Origin of the sequence: Acinetobacter amyesii, from assembly GCF_023499985.1 — a bacterium.
GTDB lineage: Bacteria > Pseudomonadota > Gammaproteobacteria > Pseudomonadales > Moraxellaceae > Acinetobacter > Acinetobacter amyesii.
In genome coordinates, this window is sequence record NZ_JAMCOU010000035.1 from 1 (window position 1) to 24,481 (window position 24,481).

The 24,481-nt window shown below is 39.2% G+C and carries 17 protein-coding genes and 3 pseudogenes; 17 read left to right on the forward strand and 3 right to left on the reverse strand.

Features of this window, described 5'->3' with window-relative positions; all coding sequences use genetic code 11:
• Positions 1 to 3,037 (forward strand): type I secretion C-terminal target domain-containing protein (locus tag M5F03_RS12715; RefSeq protein ID WP_249708503.1); only part of this gene is annotated, 3,037 nt, incomplete at its 5' end.
• 444 nt (positions 3,038 to 3,481) lie between these two features.
• Positions 3,482 to 4,020, forward strand: a pseudogene (locus M5F03_RS12720) (TetR/AcrR family transcriptional regulator).
• Between the two features lie 15 nt (positions 4,021 to 4,035).
• Here the strand turns inward: M5F03_RS12720 and M5F03_RS12725 are convergent.
• Entirely contained in the window at positions 4,036 to 4,410 is a 375-nt protein-coding gene (locus tag M5F03_RS12725; RefSeq protein ID WP_218951578.1) for a MarR family winged helix-turn-helix transcriptional regulator, read from the reverse strand.
• Positions 4,411 to 4,650: 240 nt separating this feature from the next.
• Between M5F03_RS12725 and M5F03_RS12730 the strand changes: the two are divergent.
• The 4 genes and pseudogenes from M5F03_RS12730 to M5F03_RS12745 all read left to right on the forward strand — a co-directional run.
• Positions 4,651 to 4,859, forward strand: a pseudogene (locus M5F03_RS12730) (MFS transporter); the annotation flags it as partial.
• A 1-nt stretch (position 4,860) separates the two neighbouring features.
• Positions 4,861 to 5,214, forward strand: coding sequence for a LysR substrate-binding domain-containing protein (locus M5F03_RS12735; protein ID WP_180172172.1), 354 nt, complete (start codon positions 4,861 to 4,863; stop codon positions 5,212 to 5,214).
• A gap of 455 nt (positions 5,215 to 5,669) precedes the next feature.
• A complete protein-coding gene (locus M5F03_RS12740) occupies positions 5,670 to 6,389 on the forward strand; it encodes a CatB-related O-acetyltransferase (RefSeq protein WP_249708504.1) in 720 nt (239 codons plus the stop codon).
• 21 nt (positions 6,390 to 6,410) lie between these two features.
• Positions 6,411 to 7,393: pseudogene (locus M5F03_RS12745) on the forward strand (IS5 family transposase).
• Positions 7,394 to 7,529: 136 nt separating this feature from the next.
• Here M5F03_RS12745 and M5F03_RS12750 read toward each other — a convergent pair.
• Positions 7,530 to 7,958, reverse strand: a complete 429-nt coding sequence (locus M5F03_RS12750) for an OsmC family protein (RefSeq protein WP_078191820.1) — start codon at positions 7,956 to 7,958, stop codon at positions 7,530 to 7,532.
• Between the two features lie 148 nt (positions 7,959 to 8,106).
• Here M5F03_RS12750 and crp point away from each other — a divergent pair, with 148 nt between their 5' ends.
• The 8 genes from crp (at position 8,107) to M5F03_RS12790 (ending at position 18,863) form a co-directional block, all read left to right on the forward strand.
• A complete protein-coding gene (crp, locus tag M5F03_RS12755) occupies positions 8,107 to 8,817 on the forward strand; it encodes a cAMP-activated global transcriptional regulator CRP (protein WP_078191819.1) in 711 nt (236 codons plus the stop codon).
• 203 nt (positions 8,818 to 9,020) lie between these two features.
• Complete coding sequence (locus M5F03_RS12760) at positions 9,021 to 10,070, forward strand: NADP(H)-dependent aldo-keto reductase (protein WP_249708505.1); 1,050 nt, start codon at positions 9,021 to 9,023, stop codon at positions 10,068 to 10,070.
• A gap of 347 nt (positions 10,071 to 10,417) precedes the next feature.
• Positions 10,418 to 12,997, forward strand: coding sequence for an ATP-dependent chaperone ClpB (clpB, locus tag M5F03_RS12765; RefSeq protein WP_180023472.1), 2,580 nt, complete (start codon positions 10,418 to 10,420; stop codon positions 12,995 to 12,997).
• A gap of 225 nt (positions 12,998 to 13,222) precedes the next feature.
• A complete protein-coding gene (locus tag M5F03_RS12770) occupies positions 13,223 to 14,059 on the forward strand; it encodes a hypothetical protein (RefSeq protein WP_306423179.1) in 837 nt (278 codons plus the stop codon).
• Positions 14,059 to 15,609, forward strand: a complete 1,551-nt coding sequence (locus M5F03_RS12775) for a GH3 family acyl-acid amido synthetase (protein WP_249708506.1) — start codon at positions 14,059 to 14,061, stop codon at positions 15,607 to 15,609. Before M5F03_RS12770 ends, M5F03_RS12775 begins: the two co-directional genes overlap by 1 nt.
• 1 nt (position 15,610) lies before the next feature.
• Positions 15,611 to 16,777: a GNAT family N-acetyltransferase gene (locus tag M5F03_RS12780; RefSeq protein WP_180076969.1), complete on the forward strand. Its 1,167-nt coding sequence runs from the start codon at positions 15,611 to 15,613 to the stop codon at positions 16,775 to 16,777.
• Between the two features lie 128 nt (positions 16,778 to 16,905).
• Positions 16,906 to 18,207, forward strand: coding sequence for a DUF945 family protein (locus M5F03_RS12785; protein WP_249708507.1), 1,302 nt, complete (start codon positions 16,906 to 16,908; stop codon positions 18,205 to 18,207).
• A gap of 188 nt (positions 18,208 to 18,395) precedes the next feature.
• Positions 18,396 to 18,863, forward strand: a complete 468-nt coding sequence (locus M5F03_RS12790) for a hypothetical protein (RefSeq protein WP_249708508.1) — start codon at positions 18,396 to 18,398, stop codon at positions 18,861 to 18,863.
• A gap of 41 nt (positions 18,864 to 18,904) precedes the next feature.
• Here M5F03_RS12790 and rlmKL read toward each other — a convergent pair whose 3' ends face one another.
• Entirely contained in the window at positions 18,905 to 21,109 is a 2,205-nt protein-coding gene (gene rlmKL, locus M5F03_RS12795; RefSeq protein ID WP_249708510.1) for a bifunctional 23S rRNA (guanine(2069)-N(7))-methyltransferase RlmK/23S rRNA (guanine(2445)-N(2))-methyltransferase RlmL, read from the reverse strand.
• 221 nt (positions 21,110 to 21,330) lie between these two features.
• Between rlmKL and M5F03_RS12800 the strand changes: the two genes are divergently transcribed.
• The 3 genes from M5F03_RS12800 (at position 21,331) to M5F03_RS12810 (ending at position 24,316) form a co-directional block, all read left to right on the forward strand.
• Positions 21,331 to 21,687, forward strand: a complete 357-nt coding sequence (locus M5F03_RS12800; protein ID WP_249708512.1) for a hypothetical protein — start codon at positions 21,331 to 21,333, stop codon at positions 21,685 to 21,687.
• 367 nt (positions 21,688 to 22,054) lie between these two features.
• Complete coding sequence (locus M5F03_RS12805; protein WP_180115116.1) at positions 22,055 to 23,071, forward strand: aspartate carbamoyltransferase catalytic subunit; 1,017 nt, start codon at positions 22,055 to 22,057, stop codon at positions 23,069 to 23,071.
• Positions 23,072 to 23,080: 9 nt separating this feature from the next.
• A complete protein-coding gene (locus tag M5F03_RS12810) occupies positions 23,081 to 24,316 on the forward strand; it encodes a dihydroorotase (protein WP_078191810.1) in 1,236 nt (411 codons plus the stop codon).
• Positions 24,317 to 24,481 lie beyond the last annotated feature (165 nt).

A 24,481-nucleotide genomic window follows, 5' to 3' on the forward strand; every position in this document is an offset into this window, starting at 1 on the left:
TGCGGATGCCGATGCCGACGCGGATGCCGATGCGGATGCCGACGCGGATGCAGATGCCGATGCGGATGCCGATGCAGATGCCGACGCGGATGCAGATGCCGATGCGGATGCAGATGCTGATGCTGATGCGGATGCGGATGCAGATGCTGATGCTGATGCCGATGCGGATGCTGATGCCGACGCTGATGCAGATGCAGATGCAGATGCCGATGCTGATGCCGATGCTGATGCCGATGCCGATGCGGATGCGGATGCTGATGCAGATGCTGATGCAGATGCGGATGCGGATGCCGACGCGGATGCAGATGCCGATGCGGATGCAGATGCGGATGCGGATGCCGACAGCGATAGTTCAGATCTATTAGCAGTAGATAATGACGTTCAACTGAAACTTGATATCACTCCTACAAGAGTTCAACTAGGAGACGGTGAAAGCTTAGTAGGTCAAAAAGCGACGAGCTTTGGTGTCGCGAGTATCGGACTGGGAGGTGTTGCAAACGTTAGTGCTTTAGCATTTGGATCATATATTGATGTCAGTGTTGGTAATGATCAGGTACGAGATTTGACCTTAAAAGCTGATGGTGGTGGTATTTCTATCGGTGAAACACATGATTTAGTGATATTGAAAGAAGATGAATGGGGGAACTGGAATGTAGTTCAATACCATAAAGATTGGTTCACAATTCCATTGCTTGGTTATATAAAGACTGGAGATATCCGTCTTGATGAACCAGGAAACTATAAAGTTTACCTTGCTAAAACAAATGGTGTAGGCGTACTTTCGGGTTCAGGTTTAGAAATTACTGATGATCAAGTATATGATTACTCAACAGTAACTGCAGTATCTGGTTCGGTATCTGGAAATATTTTGACCGATATTAATAATCAGAATGACTTAGTAGGTTCAGAAAATGGACAAGATATTTTTGGTCAAAATGTCATTATTGAGTCTGTTACTGTGGGTACAGAAATCTATCCTATTGATCAGTTGCAACCGACAGTAATCCAAGGTGAATATGGTGCTTTAACGATAGAGCCAAACGGTCAATATACTTATACTTTAAATGTAGGTGCTAAACCGCCATTCGGTTCGGTTGAGCAATTCAGTTATACATTGAAAGACACTGTGACAGGAGAAACCTCAAGTGCCAACTTGAATATTTCATTAAACAAAGAAGTTTCGGTGATAGATCCTGTTGTACAACATTTAACTTTGGATGTTCAATCGGTTATTACTCCAACAGAAAAGCTACAGGACTCAAGTCAAGTCAATGTTGCTAGTATTGGTTTAGGTATTGCAGATATTAAAGTTGCTACGATTGAAAGTGGTATGACCATCAATGTTGCTGAAGGTCACACACGAGAGATCAGTTTCTCTTCAAGTGGTGGTGCGCCTGTTGCATTAGGTGCGACCCCAGTCAGTCTAGCAATTTACAAATACAACGAAACCAATCAGAACTGGGAATTATATGCATTCAAAGAAAATTGGTATACCGTAGTTGGAGTGGTGATTGGTGCAGGCGTGTCTACAGAAAACGTAGATGTACTATTTACGGAAGGCACTTATAAAGCAGTGACCATGAGTGTGACAGCCGGTATTTCAGTATTGCCCACTATTGTATTAAAAGCAGATACTGACATTTTATATGACCATACCCAAACGTCGACTCAGCAACAGTTGCAAGGAGATCTAACAACGGGTGACTATGCAAACTTTGAAATGCGTAGTGTGAATGATCAACCAGTAGATGGTACGCCGATACAAGGTAAATATGGAACATTGCATATTAATGCCGATGGTACATATCAATACATTGTAGATCAAAATACTGCTGCAAATTTTGGTGATATTGATACCTTCTCATATAGTATTAAAGATCCAGTAACTGGTAAATTGGCTACAGGCACCTTAAATATTCAACTTGATATTGTAGAAGCGAAAGATGATCAAGATAATGCTAAATTTGGCTTAGATAATATCGAAGATTATACTGGTTGGCATGTTGATGAGAGAACTGCAAACTCTTCAAGTGTTAAAGAATTCAGCCATGAAATTACCGTTGGGAAAAATCAAATTCTTGATTTGCAATTAGCTTATGCATTTGATCAATTTGCAACTAGTTCAAAAGCAGATCAGTATTTAATTACGCTAACGAATTTAGTTACTGGTCAAGTTATAGAAATTCTAAATACTTCAATAGACAGTATTCAAAATACTATAGCTTTACCATCATTAACTGAAGGTAAGTATAGAATTGATGTGACTGTTGATAATAGTTTGTCGTGGCAAGTTAATGTTAAATTAGATTTGACAGGAACAGTAACAACGCTAGATGGGTTTAGTGCGCAAGAATCTAATCTTGTGCTTGCAGAAGGTGATTTATTAGCAAATGACATTTACTATGAAAACCAAATTGCGAGTCTGAAAATTCAAGGGCAAACATTAGCGTTTGATAAGTACGGTCAGTATGAACATGCGGCAAATACTTCAATAGTATTACAAGGTCAACATGGTGTTTTAACTGTCAAAGAAGATGGTACATATAGCTATGAGGCATCAGGTGATTCCTATGGTGTAGAGAGGTTCGAATATATTTTGAATTCTATCCATGGTACTTCACAGTCAGCAGAGTTAGTGATTAATGTCGGTAAAAATATGACTGGCTCAAAATATGATGATGTAATAAGTGGTAGCGATGGACAGGATTCAGTGATCTTTAAATTACTGGATGAAGCAGATGCAACTGGTGGCAATGGTAAAGATACTTGGTCTGATTTCCATGTCGGAGATGTTGAAACTGATGTTGATGCAGATAAGATTGATGTAAGAGAGTTAATTTCAGGTAATAGTACTGATATTAAAGATTATATTAGTTTGAAAGATGATGGTAATGGCAATACTATTCTTTCAATTGATCGTGATGGATCTGTAACAGATATGACTTATAACCCAACAGAACTGTTGGTTCTACAAGGTGTAACGAAGACAGATGATTTGCTAGATCAACTGATTAATAATGGTCAACTATTATTCTAAATAACTAAATAAAAAAGAGGATCTTCGGATCCTCTTTTTTATTTTATGTGAACAAATATTATTTGTTATGAGAAGTACATGTTTGTAAAGGCTTTGTTGCACAAACATTCAGAAACTAAACGTTCCCCAAGTTGTCACTTAAATTTGGATGGATTGGGGGGGGATAACTCACCTTTTTAATTTTTAAGAAAAAGCTATAAGATATTGTAATTTAAGTGGTTTATTGAAAATTTTCCAGAATTACCTATAGTATTAGTAAACTAAATATAATCAAGTATACTTGACAAAAGAAGTGTTCTAACAGACTCTAATTTTCTACACACACTTTATAACATATTAATTTTTGGATTTTTTTAAATTTTTTGTATGTTATACATCAATTATGTTGTGGAAATCTTATGACCGTCAACCGCCACCAAAAGATATTTTTTGCTAGAATAGAAAATTTTACACGTGGCCGAACAGCTGCTGCTCGAAAATAATCAGGATATTATTGTAGGGGAATTAGCAGAAGAATTAGACATTGCGAAGGGCATCATTTGTAAATATTTTAAATGTAAAAATCAGCTACATCTCGAATTGCTCATTTTGAATGAAAAGCGACTCTTGGAAATCGCTCAAAAAATTAAAACGGATGTGCAAGAGGGAATTAGACAGTTCATGCTCTATCATTTGATGAATTCAAATCGAACGGTATTACTGCATAGTATTGAAGAGCGAATTACCAGTCAGGAAAGAGGAATAAAAAATAAGTTTGAAAAACTGTACGAAGTTCGAGAAAAAAGAATAGTCGAGGTTAAGGATATTGCGGTCGACTATTTAATTTCTCGCAATTGTGCGATTAGCCTGCGTTATTATCTCTCTTATGTTTTGACCATCACACATGGTGCCTGCCTGTTGTTAAGTTCAACCTATTTCAAAAATCTATTGGTGAAAGTCAGAATTTAATAATTTTTTATATAAAACAAGTTATTAATGTATAGCTTGTACTTTCAGTATTAACTCTCTGGCCAATCTAATTCCAATATACGTCTTAGCTGTTTAACGTTGTCCTTTCCCAAATGTTTTGCGAGTTCTTGCTCAGCTTGATGAATTTCTGCCAATGCAATATCCGACATTTCTTTTCCGTTCGTCGAAAACTTAACCATTTTGATGCGTTTGTCATTTGGACTATCAATAACTTCTAAGAACTGAGAATTAAGACCTTCAGCGACTAACTGATGTACCGCTTGGCGGGAAATTATTAAGCGACATGCCAATTCAGACATTGGCACAGGTGTTTCGCCAAGATAACTATAAAGCCTCGCCATCGATGGTGTTACGTAGCCATAACCATTTTTTCTGCATTTTTCATTAATTGGTCTTCGATCCATTCGAGACGAGATCGAAGCAAAGTTCTGAGAGATTTCGCGGCTAATACATGGTTAAAAATGAGCTCTCAATATAAGCAATATGATTTTTTTCCATTTTTATCTATGCCTTTTTTCTAATTTTTAAAACGTCAAGTATGCTTGACAATATGTTCATATTAAATTAGTTTTTTTTGCTAGGAACGCAAAACAAAAAGGGCACTTTGTACGGAATAATAACAAAATACACAGCGTAATGCTGTGATGACGATTTTAATCTGCTTTCAAATCGCCTTGATTTACAGTCTGCAGGTGTTGCTGCTTCGGGTGTCAGCGCACATTTTGACTTAGATAAATCGAGCCTAGGCTTATTTTTTAGTGTTGCAATTTTAGGATTATTGCCCGGTGGTCTAATTGGTGGTCGATTAGGGGACCGCATAGGCCGAAAAAAAGTATTGGTTATTTCAATTGCTTTTGGATACTTTAGAAAACATACCCGCCATTACATGGAAAGGTGTGGAGGGTTTTACACATTGGCAGTTTATGAATGCTGAAAATCAAAGTGTAGATATAAAATTCAAACCGCGCTTGATTGTTGATGATATCACGATGATGAGAAATGCAGCCCTAGATGGATTGGGGCTCGTTTTGATCCCGTATATCTATGTAGAAAATGTTATCGCCCTAGGCCGTATAATTCACATAGAATCCGAGCTTATTCCCAGAAAAAGCATTATTCGCGCTGTTCATTTAGGTCAAAAAGGCATGCGGTCTGCGGTGCGCCACTTACTTGATTGGTTAAAAGAGCTCACCGTTAATTTGAGATAGTTGAATTTGCTAAATAAGTTTTTTAACGATAGGTTTATGCAACACAGCTCTAATGAGTTAACCAAGGTTTGTTCTGAAAAAATATTTTCAATTTGGTTTAAATGATTATTTAAGATATATAAAGTATATTGAAAAACATAATACAGCCTACGCAATATTTTTAGAAATGATGATGGCAGCTTATAAAATGGTGATCCGTTAAAAAAAACAGGGCTTTGATGATTTATATGAATAAGCAAAATCTGATGAATTAAAAACCTGAACGAAAGTCGAGTAGAATTTCAATGTGTTACTGGATATTTTTATCCTGGATTTGCAACGTATATGTCTAAACCTGAGAAAATTCTAAATTAATTTTATGTATGTCATGATCACTTTCACTATCGTATTGATGAACATGAGCATAATTTGTTAGGTTACGTGGCTTATTTAAACTATTTTGTAGAGTAGATCTTTTGAAAAAAAAATTTATTGAAATAAAAAATGACTTACAGAAGCATAATATTTTCTTCACCAGAAGTGGTATAGAGCGTTTCAAAGAAGATGATGAAATTAGTTATCAAGAAGGCATTGTAATTGAGCCATATTGTGCATTTTTAGTGGGTAGAAATATCTGGGAAATGGGAGCTTTTTCTTATAGTTGGTCTACTTTACCTATCACGACTAAAGTAGGGAGATATTGTTCTATAGCAACAGATATCAAAGTGATGGGATTAAGACATCCTTATGAATGGCTAACGACCTCTGCAACAACTTATGATAGAAACTTTATTATTTATCAAAAATATCTTGATGATCAGCAAAAATTACAAAATGCGAGAAAGTTACCTCATATTCATTATAATAGATTAACTATTGGACATGACGTTTGGATTGGTTCAAGAGTAACATTAAAAGCAAATCTATGTATTGGAACTGGAGCTGTAATTGCGGCTGATTCAGTAGTGACGAAAGATATTCCTGCATATGCAATTGTAGGGGGGAATCCAGCAAAAATTTTAAAATACCGTTTTGACCAAGAGACTATAGAGCGGATTTTAAAAACAGAATGGTGGAAATATGATTTTAGTGACATTCAGCATTTAGATATTACTAATATAGATTTCTTTTTAGAGGAATTTGAAAATAAGAAAAGAGTTCTTACTCAAATGAATGTAGATCACTTAACACTTTAATTTATTTGTTTTGGAGGGCTTATTTCACAATATTATTTTCAAACGAATAAGCCTGCACCTAAAATTTACCGTACTCTAAATTGGTCTACATACAATTGCACACTTATTAATCGTGGGAATATTGCTATTTGGTTCGATCCAAAGACCCAGTGGTATGCACAATCACAAGGCAAGCAAGATCGAAATCAAACTTATTTCGATACGGATATTCAATGCTGCTTAATGATCAAATCTTTATTTAAATTGTCTTTGCGAATGGTCACAGGCTTCATCCAAAGTCTGATTAAGCTTTGTGGATTAGATTGGACAGCCCCGAATATCAGTGATATTCGTATTCCACACTGTGCAGAAGACAAAGGCATATCGATATTGCAATTGGCTATCAAAAAAGTAGTGGTTGTCTCCATCTACTCGTAGACTCTACTTGCCTAAAGTTTTTAGGTGAAGGTGAATGGAAGCGTAAGAAACATGGACCTGAATATCGTCGCCAATGGCGTAAGCTTCATATTGGTATCGGTGTTGAAACTATTCAAATACGTGCTGTACAACTCACCGCAGATAATGTCAGTGATTCCTAGGTACTGGAAGATTTACTTGCTCAGATCCCTTTAGATGAGCAGATTGACTCTGTTTATACGGATGGCGCTTATGACACCAAACAATGTCGTCAGGTCATTGCAGATCGGCAAGCGCATGCGGTGATTCCTCCAAGAAAAAATGCAAAGCCCTGTAAAGATATAAAAGCTCATTCATGAGAGCGAAATGAACTCCTTCAAACGGTTAATCTTGCGAAGCAGTGCTTCTCAGGCAGAACACTCTGGAAAAAATGGTCAGGCTATCATCGGCGAAGTCTGGTTGAAACCAAGATGCATTGCATTAAATTACTAGGCGATAAACTCTGTTCAAGGAATTTTAATAGTCAAGTGAATGAGATTCATGCACGTGTAGATGTCTTAAATAAATTCACAGGATTAGGTCGCCCTCATACCCAAGTTGTCACTTAAATATGAGTAGGTATGGGAGATTTAATTTTTAAATATTTGTGCAACAAAGCCGTAGTGTTTTATAAAATGAGTGCTATAGCGGATTATTTGAAACAAAAAAGCCGCATTCTATGCGGCTTTTAATTGAGCAAATAAATTATGCATCTTCAGTTTCTAAAATTTCGAAGTCATGGGTAATTTCTACACCACCATCCATTAGCATTTTGCTCGCAGAACAGTATTTTTCAGCAGAAAGTTCAACCGCTTTTGCAACTTGCTTTTCCTTCACGCCATGACCAGTGACTACAAAGTGCAAATGAATTTTAGTGAATACAGCAGGAATAGTGTCGGCACGTTCTGCATTTAATTCACAACGAACATCAGTAATGTCTTGGCGTGCTTTCTTTAAAATCGTCACAATATCGAAAGATGCACAACCACCAAGTCCTGTTAAAATCAGTTCCATTGGGCGCGGACCACGGTTTTCACCGCCATATTCTTGTGATCCATCCATCATAACAGTGTGACCACTTTGAGTTTTTGCTTCAAAAGCAACATTCTCTAGCCAATGAACACTAGTTTGCATTGCAAGTCCCTAAAAAAAGCTATAAATTTACGCAGTACCTGTACACTAACATAAATTGAGTTGATAAGGAATTTCAACTCTTACGTGTGACAAGTTCACTTTAGGTCTTGTGCGATCTATAAATTATCCATATTCGGAAACTGTTAGCATGACTTCAAACTTTTCACAACTTAGCACAGATGCGCTATCTCCGGGGCAGTTACCTGAGTCGGTGAAGGCATTATTAAAACGTGCATATATTAATCGTTACCCAAAACGTACAACAATCATTGATGCGGGCTCAGAATCTAAATCTTTGTATTTAATTCTTAAGGGTTCAGTATCTATCATTTTACGCGAAGATGATGAGCGTGAAATTGTGGTTGCGTACTTAAATGCGGGTGACTTTTTTGGGGAAATGGGTCTATTCGAAGCAAATGCACAGCGTACTGCAGAAGTGCGTACGCGTGATGTATGTGAAATTGCTGAGATTACCTATGAAAACTTTCATGAATTAAGTAAACAATACCCAGACTTAAGTTATGCGGTATTTGCACAGCTTGTACGCCGTCTTAAAAATACGACGCGTAAAGTAACTGACCTTGCGTTTATCGACGTGTCAGGTCGTATTGCACGTTGCTTAATTGATTTATCTTCACAACCAGAGGCAATGATTTTGCCGAATGGTCGTCAGATTCGTATTACTCGTCAAGAGATTGGTCGTATCGTGGGTTGTTCCCGTGAAATGGTTGGTCGTGTTTTAAAAACACTTGAAGAGCAAGGCATGATCGAAACTGATGGTAAAGCGATTCTAATTTTTGATGCATCGCTTGAAGAGAAAAGCCAATTGGCTTCTGACGATTTCGACGACGAAGAATAATCAGTCTTCCGAATCTAAAAAAAGCAAACTCAGGGGTTTGCTTTTTTTATGTCCATTCATTTCTCACTATTATAGCGGAAGCAACCTTTCTCACATTTTTTGACAAATAAACAGAAAATTATGATTTAAACAAAGCCGATATCTTATGTAAGCTACTTCGTGACTTATATATTGATATTTAAAATAAAGAGGGAATTTGCGGCATGCAATTTAAACCATTGGCACATACAGGCATATTAGTTCCAGAAATTTGTTTAGGCACCATGACGTTTGGTGAACAAAACACCCAAGCAGAAGCTTTCGAGCAACTGGATTATGCTTTAGAGCATGGTCTTAACTTTTGGGATACTGCAGAAATGTATCCTGTCCCGCCGAAACCTGAAACCCAAGGTTCGACTGAAACTATTATAGGTAACTGGATTGCAGCTCGCGGTGGCCGCGATAAAATAATCTTAGCTTCAAAAATTGCAGGGCCGTCACAAGGCGGTAGTCATATTCGTGACGGGCAAACTAAATTTATTGCTTCGGAAATTGAGTCTGCACTGGATCATTCTCTTCAGCGCTTACAAACAGATTATCTTGACTTATACCAGTTGCATTGGCCGCAACGTCCAACCAACTTTTTCGGTAAATTGGGTTATGGCAATGCCGAAGCAAACAGTACGCAAACTATTACCAATTTAGAAGAAACATTAGTTGCTTTAAGTCATGAGGTGAAAAAAGGTCGAATTCGCTCAATTGGACTATCTAATGAAACGCCATGGGGAACGTTGAAATTCCTACAACTTGCAGAAAAGCATGGTTTAGAAAAAATTATCAGTGTGCAAAATCCATATAGTTTGTTGAATCGTACTTATGAAATCGGTTTATCTGAAATTGCACATTACGAAGGCGTGGGCTTATTGGCATATTCACCTTTAGCATTTGGTTATCTAACAGGTAAATTCCGTCATGGTGCACGTCCTGCCAATGCTCGAGTGACACTATTTTCACGCTTTAGCCGCTATTCAAATGCGGAGAGTGAATGGGCAACAGAACAATATGCACAATTGGCTGAACAGCATGGTTTAACGTTGACACAGTTAGCACTTGCATTTATTAAGCAGCAATTCTTTGTCACCAGTACAATTATTGGTGCGACGAATCTAGATCAGTTGAAAGAAAATATTGATGCTTTTGATGTGAATTTATCAGAAGACATTTTAAAAGGGATTGAAGATATTCATCGCCAGCAGCCAAATCCTGCACCTTAAGCTGGACTTTTCAGTGGATTATGTAAAAGCCTGCATGTAAATGTGGGCTTTTTTGACATTTACGTGATTTAAGCTAGTGGAAAATCATTGAATTTTATTGTCAGAAAGTCAGTTGAGTTGACAAGAAAATTGCCTAAAAATACATATGTATTTAAACAACATAATAAAGTACTAAATTCTTCAATAAATGACTTGAAAAGTATTCTATTTATACCAATATTATAATTGAGATTTATCTTTATCTTAAAATTAACTCATTGAAAAATATTTAAAAAATGTATTTGAAATTTTAAATATGACTCCCATATATGCTTCAAGTACAGAATTTGTTGTGAGGAATAACAAGAATGCGATTCGAAAAATTCACAAACCGTTTGCAGCAAGCATTATCCGATGCCCAATCTTTAGCAATGGGGAAAGACCATACAGCCATTGAAGGAATCCATATTCTTTCGACATTGCTTGAAGAGCCGTCGAACCAAAACTTGTTACAACAGGCAGGTGCTAATCTTCCTGAGTTAAAAACCAAGCTTCAGCAAGCCCTACAGGATACCGCCACCATTGCTACGCCGACAGGGGACATCAACCTAAATCCTGAAGCAGTCAAGGCGCTGAATTTAGCTGACAGTTTTGCTCAAAAAGCTGGAGATGAGTTTCTTTCTACAGATTGGGTGATTCTAGGTTTAGCTGAAACGGGTAAAACCAAAACCTTATTAAATAGTGTAGGCGTAACGACAGATAAATTACGCAATGCAATTGAACAAATACGAGGCGGTGAACAAGTCATGAGTAATAACCACGAAGATCAACGTGATTCACTCAACAAATATACCTTAGACCTCAATGCACGTGCATTAGAAGGTAAGTTAGATCCAGTTATTGGTCGTGACGAAGAGATTCGCCGTACCATCCAGGTTTTATCACGTCGTAGTAAAAACAACCCCGTACTGATTGGTGAGCCGGGTGTGGGTAAAACTGCAATCGTTGAGGGCTTAGCACAGCGTATTGTTAATGGCGAAGTTCCTGAAAGTCTGAAAGGTAAACGTGTACTTTCACTCGACCTTGGTTCATTGCTTGCAGGTGCAAAATACCGTGGTGAATTCGAAGAACGTCTTAAAGCCGTTCTAAAAGATTTAGCCAAATATGATGGCGAGATCATTCTCTTCATTGACGAATTACATACGCTTGTTGGCGCAGGTAAAGGTGATGGTGCAATGGATGCAGGGAATATGCTTAAACCTGCATTAGCGCGTGGTGAGCTACGCTGTGTAGGTGCAACCACTTTAGATGAGTACCGCCAATATATCGAGAAAGATGCGGCTCTAGAGCGTCGTTTCCAAAAAGTGATCGTTGATGAACCGAGTGTGGAAGATACCATTGCGATTTTACGTGGTCTAAAAGACAAATATGCAACCCATCATGGTGTGCAAATTTTAGATTCTGCGATTATTGCTGCGGCAAAAATGTCGCATCGTTACATCACAGACCGTCAGTTGCCAGACAAAGCCATTGATTTGATTGATGAAGCTGCATCACGTATCAAAATGGAAATTGACTCAAAACCTGAGCCATTAGACCGTTTAGATCGTCGCCTAATTCAATTGAAAATGCAGTTAGAAGCGGTGAAAAAAGATGCAGATTCAGTCTCAAAAGCTGAAGTTGAGCACCTAGAGAAACAAATTGCTGAAGTTCAAAAAGAATATAGCGATTTGGAAGAAGTGTGGATTGCGGAAAAACGTTTGGTTGACGGCACGAATCAGGCTCAAATCGAGTTAGATAAAGCACGTACAGCCTTTGAAAAAGCACAACGTGAAGGTGATTTAGCAGAAGCGAGCCGTTTGCAATATGGTGTTATTCCTGAGTTGCAAAAACGCTTGAATGAAGAAGAAGTCGCCGAGGTGAACGAAGAACCGAAATTGATTCGTACTAAAGTCACAGAAAATGAAATCGCTGAAGTGGTAAGTGCGGCTACAGGTATTCCTGTTGCGAAAATGCTGCAAGGTGAACGTGAAAAACTCTTACACATGGAGGAGTTCTTACATAACCGTGTAGTTGGTCAAGATGAAGCTGTCGTAGCAGTGTCGAATGCGGTGCGTCGTTCTCGTGCAGGATTATCCGATCCAAACCGCCCAAGCGGTTCATTCTTATTCCTTGGGCCTACAGGTGTAGGTAAAACTGAGTTAACCAAAGCTTTAGGTAATTTCTTATTTGACAGTGATGATGCGATTATTCGTATCGACATGTCAGAGTTTATGGAAAAGCATTCTGTGAGCCGTTTAGTAGGTGCGCCTCCGGGCTATGTGGGTTATGAAGAAGGTGGTGTGTTAACCGAGGCTGTTCGTCGTAAACCTTATAGTGTAGTGTTGTTTGATGAGGTTGAAAAAGCACATCCAGACGTGTTTAACATCTTGCTTCAAGTGTTGGATGATGGTCGATTAACAGACTCACAAGGCCGTGTGATTGATTTCAAAAACACCGTGATCGTGATGACCTCGAACTTAGGTTCAACCGATGTTCGTGAATTAGGTGAAAACCCGTCGAAAGACGAAGTTCGAGCTGTGGTTATGGCTGCGGTATCTGAACATTTCCGACCTGAATTTGTGAACCGTATTGATGAGTTGGTGGTTTTCCACTCTTTACAAAAAGCGCAAATTCGTGGCATTGCGGATATTCAGTTGGATCGCTTACGTTCACGTTTGGCAGATAAAGATATGAGTTTGGCGGTTGAAGATAGTGCCTTTGAATTACTTATCGATGCTGGTTTTGACCCTGTGTATGGCGCACGTCCTCTGAAACGTGCTATCCAACAACAAGTTGAAAATACATTGGCACAGAAAATCTTATCAGGTGCTTTCCAACCGGGCGATACGATTGTCGTTCAAGCGGAAGGTGATCACCTAACTTTTGAAAAGTTAAAACTCAACTAAAAAGCACAAATCTGCTACATCCAGTTGTAAAAACAGAAACCCGGTTTAGGCCGGGTTTTTTAATTTTACGCTTGTCGTAATTTTCGTTTAAATACGTAAAGTTCATTGCATTTCATCATTTTCACCCACTAATATGACGTCCGCACACATCCAACGAGATGACTGTGTTCTGTAAAACAAAAACAATATCGCTCGTTCATCATGAATGAATGGCAACAGGAAATTATGATTATGATGGAATTTAAACTGCTTAGGCAGATCAAAAAAGAACCTTATAGTTTATATAAACGTACAGATGACATCACTGTTCAAGAACTCAAACGCATGTATGGTATTTACCAAAAGTATTATGCCAATACCCGTTATGAAATTTTTGAACGCGACTTCTTAGAAAAAACCGGTGTTTTTTTCATTATTGAACCGAAAAATAATCAAATTGTCGGATTCTCGACGGTTATGGAGCGTGACTTTATTGTTGATGGTAAAGCCCGACATGCTTTTTTCAGTGGTGATACCATTATTGAGAAAGAGTATTGGGGGAATCGTGCATTAACTCGAGCAATGTTCCGTTATATTATTAGTTTTAAATTTCGTCATCCAAGAACCCCTGTATATTGGATTTTAATCTCTAAAGGCTTTAAAACTTATCTGCTCTTAGCCAATAACTACTACAGCTACTATCCACATTATGGTGAGAAAAATGCCCATCTCAAAGACTTTGTCGAATCGTACTGTAAAGAATATTTCTCAGAATACTATAACCATGAAACAGGTCTTCTGAATTTTGGCGAAGACTACCAGCCACTCAAAGCAGATGTTGCGCCAATCACCCATGAGATGCGCGAAAACAATACCAAGATTGCTTTCTTTGAAGACAAGAACCCAACGTGGGTCGATGGAACTGAACTTCCGTGCATTGGTGAATTACGTTGGAGCGATTTATACCGTTATGTAAATCGATTCTTAACCAAGACCACCAGTGTGAGTAAACATGAAAGCAAGTTACGTTATAAGTCTCGTACATTGCATATTGCGACAGGTTCAGACTCGAAGGTGGCCTAATGGGATTGCTTCTCACCACTGCACATCAAGTTTTGAATATTGCCTGCCGTAAAGCATTTCAACGCTATACACAGCAGGCAAATCAGCTGGAAAATGTGCAACGTAAAAAATTAAGCCATTTTTTAAAGCAGCACATTTCGCAAAATCTAAGCTATGAGCAATTTGCCAAAAAATATCCGCTATCGCGTTATAGCAATTGGAAAAGCCAAATTGAACAATCCAGACAAAGTGGCAAAAATTGTTTGGGGCCTGAAAAAATTGTCCGTTTTCAACCGACCAGTGGGTCAAGTGAAGCAATTAAATTCATTCCCTATACTCAGGCTTTTTTAGATGAATTGGATGAAGCTATTGGGTTATGGCTCACCAATTTATATCGCACTCATCCACAACTGAAGAATTCAACGCATTATTGGTCGGTTTCATGGTTGCCTGAAAGCCAGCGAAAGCTTTTAGAAAATAGTAATTTGAATGATGATAGTGCGTTGCTTAATCTGTCAAAGCGAGTGCTGAGTAAAATTACCCAGTCGGTACCGACTGAAATTGCGATGGCAAGTTCAGCCGAAGATGCCATGTTTGCAACTGCGGTGTATCTCGTTGCAGATAAGCATTTAGGCATGATTTCGGTATGGAGTCCTACATTTGCTTTGCAATTGTTGGATATTATTCAAGAACATCAAGCTGAAATTGTGCAAGTCTTAAAAACTGGTCAATGGCAACGTGAGGGATTGAGTTTTCTGCAAGTTCCTAAATCTTGTCAACAATGCTATCGCTTACAAGACTTGGATTTGACCCAAGCAACGGCGTGGAAAAAACTGTGGCCTAAACTCAGTCTGGTTTCGAGTTGGGATACAGCGAGCGCAGAGCAGTGGGCAGTACAACTCCAGCAACGAATTGCAGGTGTGGCATTTGAAGGTAAAGGTTTATGGGCAACTGAAGGCGTAGTGACGATTCCATTTGCAAACCGTTTTACCTTAAGTTATCAGTCACATTTTTATGAATTTATTTTGCAGGACAGCCAAAAAGTGGTGCCATCTTGGCAACTGAAAATAGGCGATATCGTTAGTCCTGTGATCACGACAGGTTCAGGATTAATTCGTTATGTGATTGATGATGAATTAGAAGTCACAGACTTTTATCAGCAAGTGCCATGCTTCAAATTTTTAGGTCGCAAAATGACGGTAGATTTGGTCGGAGAAAAGCTCGACCACAATGCTGCAGTTAAAGTTCTTGCAGAGTTTAAACAAGCGGATTATTTGCCGATTAGTATCTTGGGTATCGAACAATGTTCGGTTAAAAAGCCACACTATATTTTACTCAGTGAAGGTAATACAGACAAACAACCCTCCGCTCAAGCACTAGACCGTTTGCTTAAACATAATTTTCATTATGAATTGGCACGCGATCTAGGGCAGTTGGATGAACCTGAAGTGGTACATGTACAAGATGCTTGGGACTACTACAAAACATTAGCCATGAACAATGGCATGATTGAAGGGAATATTAAGCCTGAGCCGCTTAAGAAAATGAAAACAAAAATAATTGAGTATTGAGATGGATATCGATGTGTTAGATGCACCGTTCGATGAAACGGCGCTATATCATTCAAAGAATGAGACTAAGTTTGCGGTTCGAAATGCGACTGTCGAAGATGATGAGCAACTAATGAAAATTAGTGCTGAGACTGTGCCAAGTAATGGTATTACATTATCTTATGAGCGTCATCCGAGTTATTTAGCTGCTAGCCACGCGCAGTATAATCGACCAGATTTAAAAGTGGTTGTCCCTGTGGATGATCCATCTATCGTGATTGCGATGATGAATTTGGGATGGCGTTATTGTTATATCAATGGTCAGCCTGACCTAATGCGTTATGTTGCCGATTTAAGAATGAATCCAGCTTATCGTGGTGCTAAAGTCATGCGCTTATTAATGGACTATGTCCACGATGAAATTCCGCAAGATACGATTTTTGAAAGTGTAGTTTTAAACGCCAATACTGTCGCTGCTAGTATTTTACATCATGAAAGATCAGGTTTTCCATTGCCATATTTTTATGACGAAATCCGAACCTATACTGTTTCACAGGCAGTGAAACCAAAAACTTTCAATCAATATCAATTTAAAACGCTGACTGCTGAAAGTGTAGATGAAGCAAATGATTTCATTTTAAAAATGAAAGACCATTATAATTTTTTACCTAGCTATGATTTTAATGCGTTGGTTGATGGTCAAAATCCATTTTGGGCAGGCTTAAATCTGGATGATTTTTATTTGATTTATGATCAGCACAATCAGTTGGTTGGACTCTATGGATTATGGAATCAAAAGAGTTTTAAGCAAACCCGCGTAATCGACTATTCGCGTTCATTAAAGTTGATGAAGCCTTTTTATAATGCCTACGCCAGTGTGCGTGGTGTATTATCACTGCCAAAAATTCAGGGAACTTTCGATTATTTAATGCTGCATAGTCCACTATGTCATCCTGAACATCTAGATGTATTTGCAAGTTTAGTTTTTCATGCCAAGCAACAGACCAAGCGACGTGGCAAAGAAACCTATTGCATCACTCTGGCAGAGAAGGACCCACGTATAGGATGGATGAAAAATACCACCTCTCACGTGTTAAAAGCCAAGCACTATTTTCATAGTTTTAAAGGCAATCCATATGCAGCTTTTGATCGTAAACGTATAAGTTATTTTGAAGCTGGGCGTATATAGTTGAAGTGATAGCCATCAAAAAATCAATTAAAACTGCCAAATCAATCATTTAATATCATTCTAATTGTGTACTTATGTAACTGAGTTCTTCAGTATACTGCGCAAAGAATAATCAGAATGAGAAAGACATGTCAAAATTGATGTGGGGAATTGGCAGTTTAGCGGTGCTTTCAGCAGCTGTGGTGGGAGGAAATTTATATGCAGATAAATCTCTTGCCCAATTTTATACACAGAATAATTGGTCAGCAGCTGTACAAGATGTTGATGTGAAGTACAGCAATTATCAAATGGGCTTGATGGGCGGAACGGTCGATTGGGTATTAACGCTGAAAACAGACCCGTGTAAACCCAAAGAAGTGATCTTATTGAAGGGTACCGATCAGATTCAACGTGGGTTGAAAGGTTATAACATCAACTCGAACTTTAAGATTGTTCAACAACAAAGTACGTCCGAATATGCCAAGCTTTTTGGTACGGTCTTAACGGCAAAAACGTTGGTCAATTGGATTGGTCAAAGTAAAACAGATCTACAGATTCCTGCATTTAAAACGACTGCACAAGGTGCAACGGTACAAGCTGATGCCAGCCAATTGCAAATTCGGATCAGTAGTCTACCGGGGCAAGCCACTAAGGTATCTGAGCTTTCAATCCATTTACCTGTGGTTCTGTTGAGTGAAGGTCCAATGCAAACCATGGTGCAAAATTTTTCGATGAAGACCAATCAAGGTTTAAATCAGAAAAATCTTGAAAATGGTTTTGTTGAAATTCAAGCGGGTTCTATCAAACGTTTAGATCAAAAGTTCTCAGGCGGTATGCGTGGTATGCAATTGCGTTGGGAGACCGAACTAAATAAACATGATGTGGACTTTGAAGGCTACTTAAAAGCTGATGAGATGGATTTCCCAGGCTCACCGGTCACTAAAGATTTCGCACTGAATTTGGCATTGCATAAAGTTAATCTAGATAAAGTTCGTGCATTTAGTGAACTTTTGCATCAGGTGGAAAATTCATGCGATGCAGTGGGTGAATCAAGTGAAGAAATGACTCAAGCATTCTTAGCAATCGCAAGCCAAGGTTTTGATTTTGAATCTAAAGATAACTCGATCAGTATTGGTGGAGGTAAAGCCTCTGCAAATGTCGTGGGGAAAGTCATGCCGGGTCACCATGCCTCAATGGAGTCTTTTATTAAAATGGTGCCGAGCTTACTAGATTTTCAAGCAGACTTAAGTTTTGATAAAAATATGATGACTGCAATCATGAATAACTTTTTGCAATTACAAGGCAAAAGTTTGTCAGGACAGGAAGCCGAAGCCATGTTTGCAGGTTTTGAAACATCAGGGCAAGGCAAGCGCGATGGCAATAACATGGTCATGAGTATGCAATATAAGTTCGGTCAAAAGCTTTTTGGTCAGGCTATACAAAAGAAATAAGCAACAAGTGGTTAGTCGTTTAGTTTGAAAATATAAAACCGTCATAGATTGGCGGTTTTTTATTTTGAGCTGCGGAATCATGATGTTCACTTTATCGGAACACAGCGGCCTAGCCATTGTTGAATAGTTGAAAAGTTGCTAGCGTCAATGGGCAACTAGCCAATCAAAACAACAATAGGAAAGACACGATGTCACACGATTATTTTTTTAGACGGAAATTTGTTCAATCATCCATGCCTAAATGTTCTTGGGTAAAACACAGTCTTATTAGTAGCATTTTTCTGATCGCTGTTCAGTCTACAGTTTTTGCGGGGACGCCAATTTCAGATCAACGTTTGTCGAATGAAACGCAAGGTAAAAAACAATTTAGTGAAGAAACCTTAGATATTATTGAGAGTGAAGCAGCTAAACCCAAAGAAGAGCAGCAGAACAATTCAAATCATAAATCTAATCGTAATAACAAGATCATTCAGGAGACCCAGCTTGAAGGCTCAACCATGAGTGATTATTTGCTTCAAAAGAAAAGGGCAGCGGATCAGGTCGGGTTAATACAATCTCCAGAAGTCGCACCGATTAACCGTATTGTGCTGCAAGAGCGACATGAAAATATTCGAGTAACGTATCCAGATGGAGTCGTGGTTGAAATGAAGCACTGACGTGCTTCATTTCATAGATCAGGAATTGCTAAAGTTAAACCTTAGATTTGTGGATGGGTGATTTTCCATGCACGATGAATTTTGCTGTTACGTTTAAAGTCTAGACCAATGGTTTCATTGCTGATTTCTTCAACATCAAACATTGCCATGATCACATCGTCCATCTCAAAACCACGGTAGTTGTTTGAGAAGTAAAGCGTACCGTCAGTGGTTAAACGGTTCATGGCACGTTTAAGCAAAGACATATGGTCGCGTTGGACATCAAACGTACCATAGAACTTTTTAGAGTTTGAGAAGGTTGGTGGGTCAATAAAGATCAGGTCATATTGCTCGTGACCTTCTTTCAACCATTCAAAACAGTCGCTAGAGAAGAACTGATGTTGTTCATCTGCATGATCTACAGTCAAACCATTCAGTACAAAGTTCTCTTTAGACCAGTTTAGGTAGGTATTTGACAAATCGACACTGGTCGTACTTGCTGCACCGCCAAGCGCTGCATGTAAGCTCGCTGTAGAGGTATAGCTGTATAAGTTCAGGAAGTGTTTGCCTTTGGCTTCTTTGGCAATGCGTAGACGCATTTGACGATGGTCAAGGAACAAACCTGTATCGAGGTAATCTGTTAAGTTCACCAAAATCTTAGCTTTGCCTTCTTGAACGATAAAACGTTTAGACGCAGTACTTTGTTTAGTGTACTGATTTTTACCTTCTTGGCGCGCACGTGTTTTAATGAAAATCGCATCACGACCTAAGCCTGTCACTGCACGAATCGCTTGAAGTGCTAAGTTAAAGCGTTTTTTGGCTTTTTCAGGGTCAATTTTTTTCGGTGGTGCATATTCTTGTACGTGTAAACGATCACCATACAAATCTACCGCGACATTAAAGTCAGGCAAATCGGCATCATATAAACGTAGGCAGAAAATATTTTCTTTGACTGCCCATTTTTTAAGATTCTGCATGTTTTTTTGCAGACGGTTAGTAAAGTCTTCTGCACCTTCAATTTTTTCAAATTGTTGCGGTTCCCAATGCTCTAGGAAAGGCTTTTGAACTGCCGCAGGTTTGACTGTACCAAAACGGACGTAAATTGGTAGCTTACCATTCATCAAACGCAAAATTTGTGGATCATTAAAGGCAAGGACATCGGCCTGTTCAACTTGTGCTGCAATAATTGCAGCAGGCTGATTTGGGAAGTTCTTTTGTAATAATGCCGATAGACCTAAATATAGTGCGCGGTTAGAGGCTTTATCACCTAAACGCTCGCCGTATGGAGGATTAGTGACAACAAAGCATTTCTTACCTGTTGCTTGGAAATCTGGCCAGTCTGCAAGTGTACGTTCTTCAATTTTAATTTGATCAAGTACAGATTCGAAACCTGCAGCGATAATATTTTGTTTGGTTGCTTTTACTGCTTCCCAGTCTGCATCAAATGCATAGAATTGTGGGAGAGGGTTTTCAAGTGCGGCTTTATGACGTTCAGCAGCTTCGCCTTTGATCGACATCCAAAGTTCATGGTCATGACCATTCCAACCATTAAAACCAAAACGACGAACAAGGCCTGGCGCGCGGTCAGTCAAAATCATTAAAGATTCAATGATAAAGGTCCCTGAACCACACATTGGATCCAAGATAATATCGGGTTGATGTTGTTTAAGTTTTGCTTTCTGTAAGATAGCAGCCGCTAAGTTTTCTTTAATCGGTGCATCTGTCATGTAGCGACGGTAGCCGCGTTTATGTAGAGAATCACCTGATAAATCTAAGCAATAAGTATGTTCAGTTTTGCCAGCTAATACATACAACGTAATTTCAGGTTGCTTAATGTCAATGCTAGGACGTTTGCCCACAGCTTCCATAAAGGAATCGACCACACCATCTTTAACACGTAAAGTTGCGAACTGAGAATTGACTTTAATGTCACGTTCGATGTGTAAACGAACGGCAAATGTACTTTGTGGTGCAAAAATAAGTGACCAGTCAAAGTTTATTGCACCTTCGTAGAGCTCTTCCGCTACATCACGTGCATCATGCGTGAACTCTAATTCATGTGAATGAATGGGGGTGAGTACACGTGAAGCCAAACGTGACCACATGCAAATACGGTATGCATCTTCAAGTGTGCCTTTGAATACAAGACGACCCGAGAACTGTTCAATATTTTGAACACCTAAACCTTCAATTTCCTCGCGGAGTAAGGTTTCCAGTCCATCTGCACAGGTAACCCAATATGTAGAAAGACGCGGTTTCGAATTCATGTAAATTTCCAAAGGCAAAAAAGCAATCGCATATTTTAACGTATTTTCGGGGATTTGGGCGGACGATATTGCGCTGAAACGGGAGAAATATCGGTAGATTTGAATGACTTTATCAAATTTATTCTGTGTACATTGTGAGAAATATCACTTAATGGTACAAAAATTGCTATAACCCTGATCAAAATTCGATCTTTATAATATTGATATCATTAGGGGTATTTATGACAGGGCTGGCAATCAATAGTCAATCAAACGCATTTTCAATCGCAACCTTAATCTATGCGCGTTTACGTCGTGTGTCAGGTCGGGTTATTGACGCATTATATGTAGTTGAAAATGTCGAATATGCACGCTTTGTTTCTAATTTGGCTTTGGCAACGGCTGATCCTGAATTATCTCGTTTAGTTGCACGTTTATATAGTGAGTTGAATTTGCATGACGTTGCAGTTTCAGTACCAGAAGAATCAATGGTTAACTCAGTATCGCATGAAACAGCAGAAATTTTAATGAGCGAACCGACTGCGGAAGACATTTGTAAAGCACAGGTTGCACATCGTTATATTGGCGCATTGCGTTAATTCAATCCTGCTGTGAGCAGTAGGCATTTTTTCTTGCTGCGCACAGCCTGATGTATAAACCAACTTCCTTATTTCAAGAGTTGTTGAACTGCGCAGAAGGCGGCTGTTTACAGCTGAACTTTATTTTTTGAAAGTATCCAATTCAATTAAAAATAAAGGTGGATTGAAGTTCTGTTTGAAGGCTTTTTGAAAGGGGAAAGGTGAAGTTTAATTTAAAACGTTTAATTTATCTAATTGAAATGATAGATAGGAATTTGAAAATTCATTTTGAATAACATCATGCGTTTGCATTGAACGTTGAAAACTTCAACTGCCATTTGCCAAGATTCTCTGTATAATGCGTTAACTTAACGATAAGGAATCTCTCATGCACTTGGCGGCATTGCATACACCGAGCCAGATTCAACTCAACCAAGATGGTAACTTAAAACATTTCCTCACCATCGAAGGCCTTTCTAAAGAAACTCTCACAAAAATATTGGACACTGCACAGTCCTTTTTTAATGACCAAAATCAGCTAATTACGAATAACCTTTTAGAAGGTCGTACAGTGATGAACCTGTTTTTTGAAAATTCAACACGTACCCGTACCACTTTTGAAGCGGCAGCAAAACGTCTGTCTGCAAACGTATTGAACATTGATATTGCACGTTCAAGTACATCAAAAGGCGAGACACTGCGTGATACCTTGTGGAATTTAGAAGCGATGGCGACCGACATTTTTGTGGTTCGTCATTCATCGTCAGGCGCGCCGCACTTTATTGCCAAAGATGTTTGTCCACATGTGGCAATCATCAATGCAGGCGATGGCCGTCATGCGCATCCTACGCAAGCCATGTTGGATATGTTGACGATTCGCCGTGAAACTAAAAAGAATTTTGAAGACATTTCCATTGCCATCATTGGCGATATTAAGCATTCGCGTGTTGCCCGCTCAGATGTCGCTGCATTACAAACATTAGGCTGTAAAGATATTCGTGTCATTGCGCCAAATACTTTGCTGCCTTACGGTTTTGATGACTATGGCGAAGGCGTTCGTCTGTTCAACAACATGGAAGCCGGTATTCAAGACTGCGACGTGATTATTACCTTGCGTATTCAAAATGAACGTATTGATTCTCCTGCGCTGTCATCTCAAGCTGAATTCTACAAAATGTACGGTTTGAATAAAGAGCGCTTGGCTTTGGCTAAACCTGACTGCATCGTGATGCATCCGGGACCAATGAACCGTGGTGTTGAAATTGACTCAAGTATTGCCGATGGCACTCAGTCAGTGATTTTACATCAGGTGACCAATGGTATTGCGGTACGTATGGCGGTACTGGCTTTGGCAATGCAAGGTCAGTTGCAAGAAAAAGGTTTAATTGAAGCGATTGCGGTTTAAGGGATAGTCATGAGTATTGTTAAAGTTGAAAATGTACGTGTCTTAGATCCAATCAATCAAACTGACAGCGTACAGACAGTTTATATTGAAAATGGCCGATTGGTTGCCGAAAGCAATGCCGCTGAAACCATTGATGGTCAAGGCAAATGGCTGATGCCAAGTATGGTTGACCTTTGCGCGCGTTTACGAGAGCCGGGTCAGCAGCAGCACGGCACTTTAAAGTCAGAAGGTAAGGCTGCGCGTGCGAATGGTATTTTGCATGTGTTTACCCCGCCTGACTCTAAACCGATTGTGCAAGACAATGGTGCATTGATTCATGGCCTGGTGGAAAAAGCCATGCTGGACGGCGGTATTTATCTGCAGGTGATTGGCGCGCAAACTCAAGGCTTGTTAGGCAAGCAGCCTGCGAATATGGCGGGTTTGAAAAAAGGTGGCTGTACTGCGGTATCGAATGCTAATGCGCCATTTATGGACGATGATGTGGTGATTCGTACCTTGGAATATGCTGCGGGTCTCAACATGACCGTTGTATTCTATGCCGAAGAACCGCAGATTGCCAAAGATGGCTGTGTGCATGAAGGCTTTGTCGCATCTCGTCAAGGTTTACCGATGATCCCTGCATTAGCGGAAACCGTAGCCATTGCAAAATATTTACTGATGATTGAAGCCACTAAAGTGCGTGCGCATTTTGGTCTGTTGTCATCAGGCGCATCTGTTGAATTGATTAAACATGCTAAAGCGAAAGGCTTACCGGTGACTTGCGATGTAGCCATGCACCAATTGCATTTAACTGATCAGTTGATCGACGGCTTTAATTCACTTGCGCATGTGCGTCCGCCGCTGCGTTCTGAGCAAGATAGAGACTTGCTCAGACAAGCGGTAAAAGACGGTGTGATTGACGCGATCTGTACGCATCATGAGCCATTAAGCAGCTCTGCGAAAATGGCGCCATTTGCTGAAACACAGCCCGGTTTTACCGCATTTGATACTTATGTGCCTTTTGGTATTCAACTGATTCAAGAAGGCCTATTAAGCCCACTGGAATGGGTTGAAAAAGTCACACTCGCACCTGCTAAAGTAGCCAATATGCAACAACGTTGGGAAGATGAAGCGGGTTGGGTGCTTGTTGATCCTGAACTTGAGTGGACCATTAATAAAGACACGATTGTGTCAAATGGTAAGAACACACCATTAATTCAGCACACCGTTAAAGGTAAAGTGCTTCAAGCTTTTTATGCTGTTTAAGCTAGAGCCCAGCATTAAAATCAGTTGAGTCCTAATATTTTAATCAGACATCAAAAAAGTCAGCTTCGGCTGGCTTTTTTTATGAGGATTGAAATTAATAGATTGAAAATAAAAAAGAAATTAACGCGCTGACAAGTCTGAACAAATTATTACATTTGATCAAAA

Bases quoted from the DNA above. Each gene is read 5' to 3' on its own strand.
- M5F03_RS12725 (WP_218951578.1), bottom strand. From the start codon at position 4,410: ATGGATCGAAGACCAATTAATGAAAAATGCAGAAAAAATGGTTATGGC.
- M5F03_RS12750 (WP_078191820.1), bottom strand. From the start codon at position 7,958: ATGCAAACTAGTGTTCATTGGCTAGAGAATGTTGCTTTTGAAGCAAAA.
- crp (WP_078191819.1), top strand. From the start codon at position 8,107: ATGACTTCAAACTTTTCACAACTTAGCACAGATGCGCTATCTCCGGGG.
- M5F03_RS12760 (WP_249708505.1), top strand. From the start codon at position 9,021: ATGCAATTTAAACCATTGGCACATACAGGCATATTAGTTCCAGAAATT.
- clpB (WP_180023472.1), top strand. From the start codon at position 10,418: ATGCGATTCGAAAAATTCACAAACCGTTTGCAGCAAGCATTATCCGAT.
- M5F03_RS12770 (WP_306423179.1), top strand. From the start codon at position 13,223: ATGATTATGATGGAATTTAAACTGCTTAGGCAGATCAAAAAAGAACCT.
- M5F03_RS12775 (WP_249708506.1), top strand. From the start codon at position 14,059: ATGGGATTGCTTCTCACCACTGCACATCAAGTTTTGAATATTGCCTGC.
- M5F03_RS12780 (WP_180076969.1), top strand. From the start codon at position 15,611: ATGGATATCGATGTGTTAGATGCACCGTTCGATGAAACGGCGCTATAT.
- M5F03_RS12785 (WP_249708507.1), top strand. From the start codon at position 16,906: ATGTCAAAATTGATGTGGGGAATTGGCAGTTTAGCGGTGCTTTCAGCA.
- M5F03_RS12790 (WP_249708508.1), top strand. From the start codon at position 18,396: ATGTCACACGATTATTTTTTTAGACGGAAATTTGTTCAATCATCCATG.
- rlmKL (WP_249708510.1), bottom strand. From the start codon at position 21,109: ATGAATTCGAAACCGCGTCTTTCTACATATTGGGTTACCTGTGCAGAT.
- M5F03_RS12800 (WP_249708512.1), top strand. From the start codon at position 21,331: ATGACAGGGCTGGCAATCAATAGTCAATCAAACGCATTTTCAATCGCA.
- M5F03_RS12805 (WP_180115116.1), top strand. From the start codon at position 22,055: ATGCACTTGGCGGCATTGCATACACCGAGCCAGATTCAACTCAACCAA.
- M5F03_RS12810 (WP_078191810.1), top strand. From the start codon at position 23,081: ATGAGTATTGTTAAAGTTGAAAATGTACGTGTCTTAGATCCAATCAAT.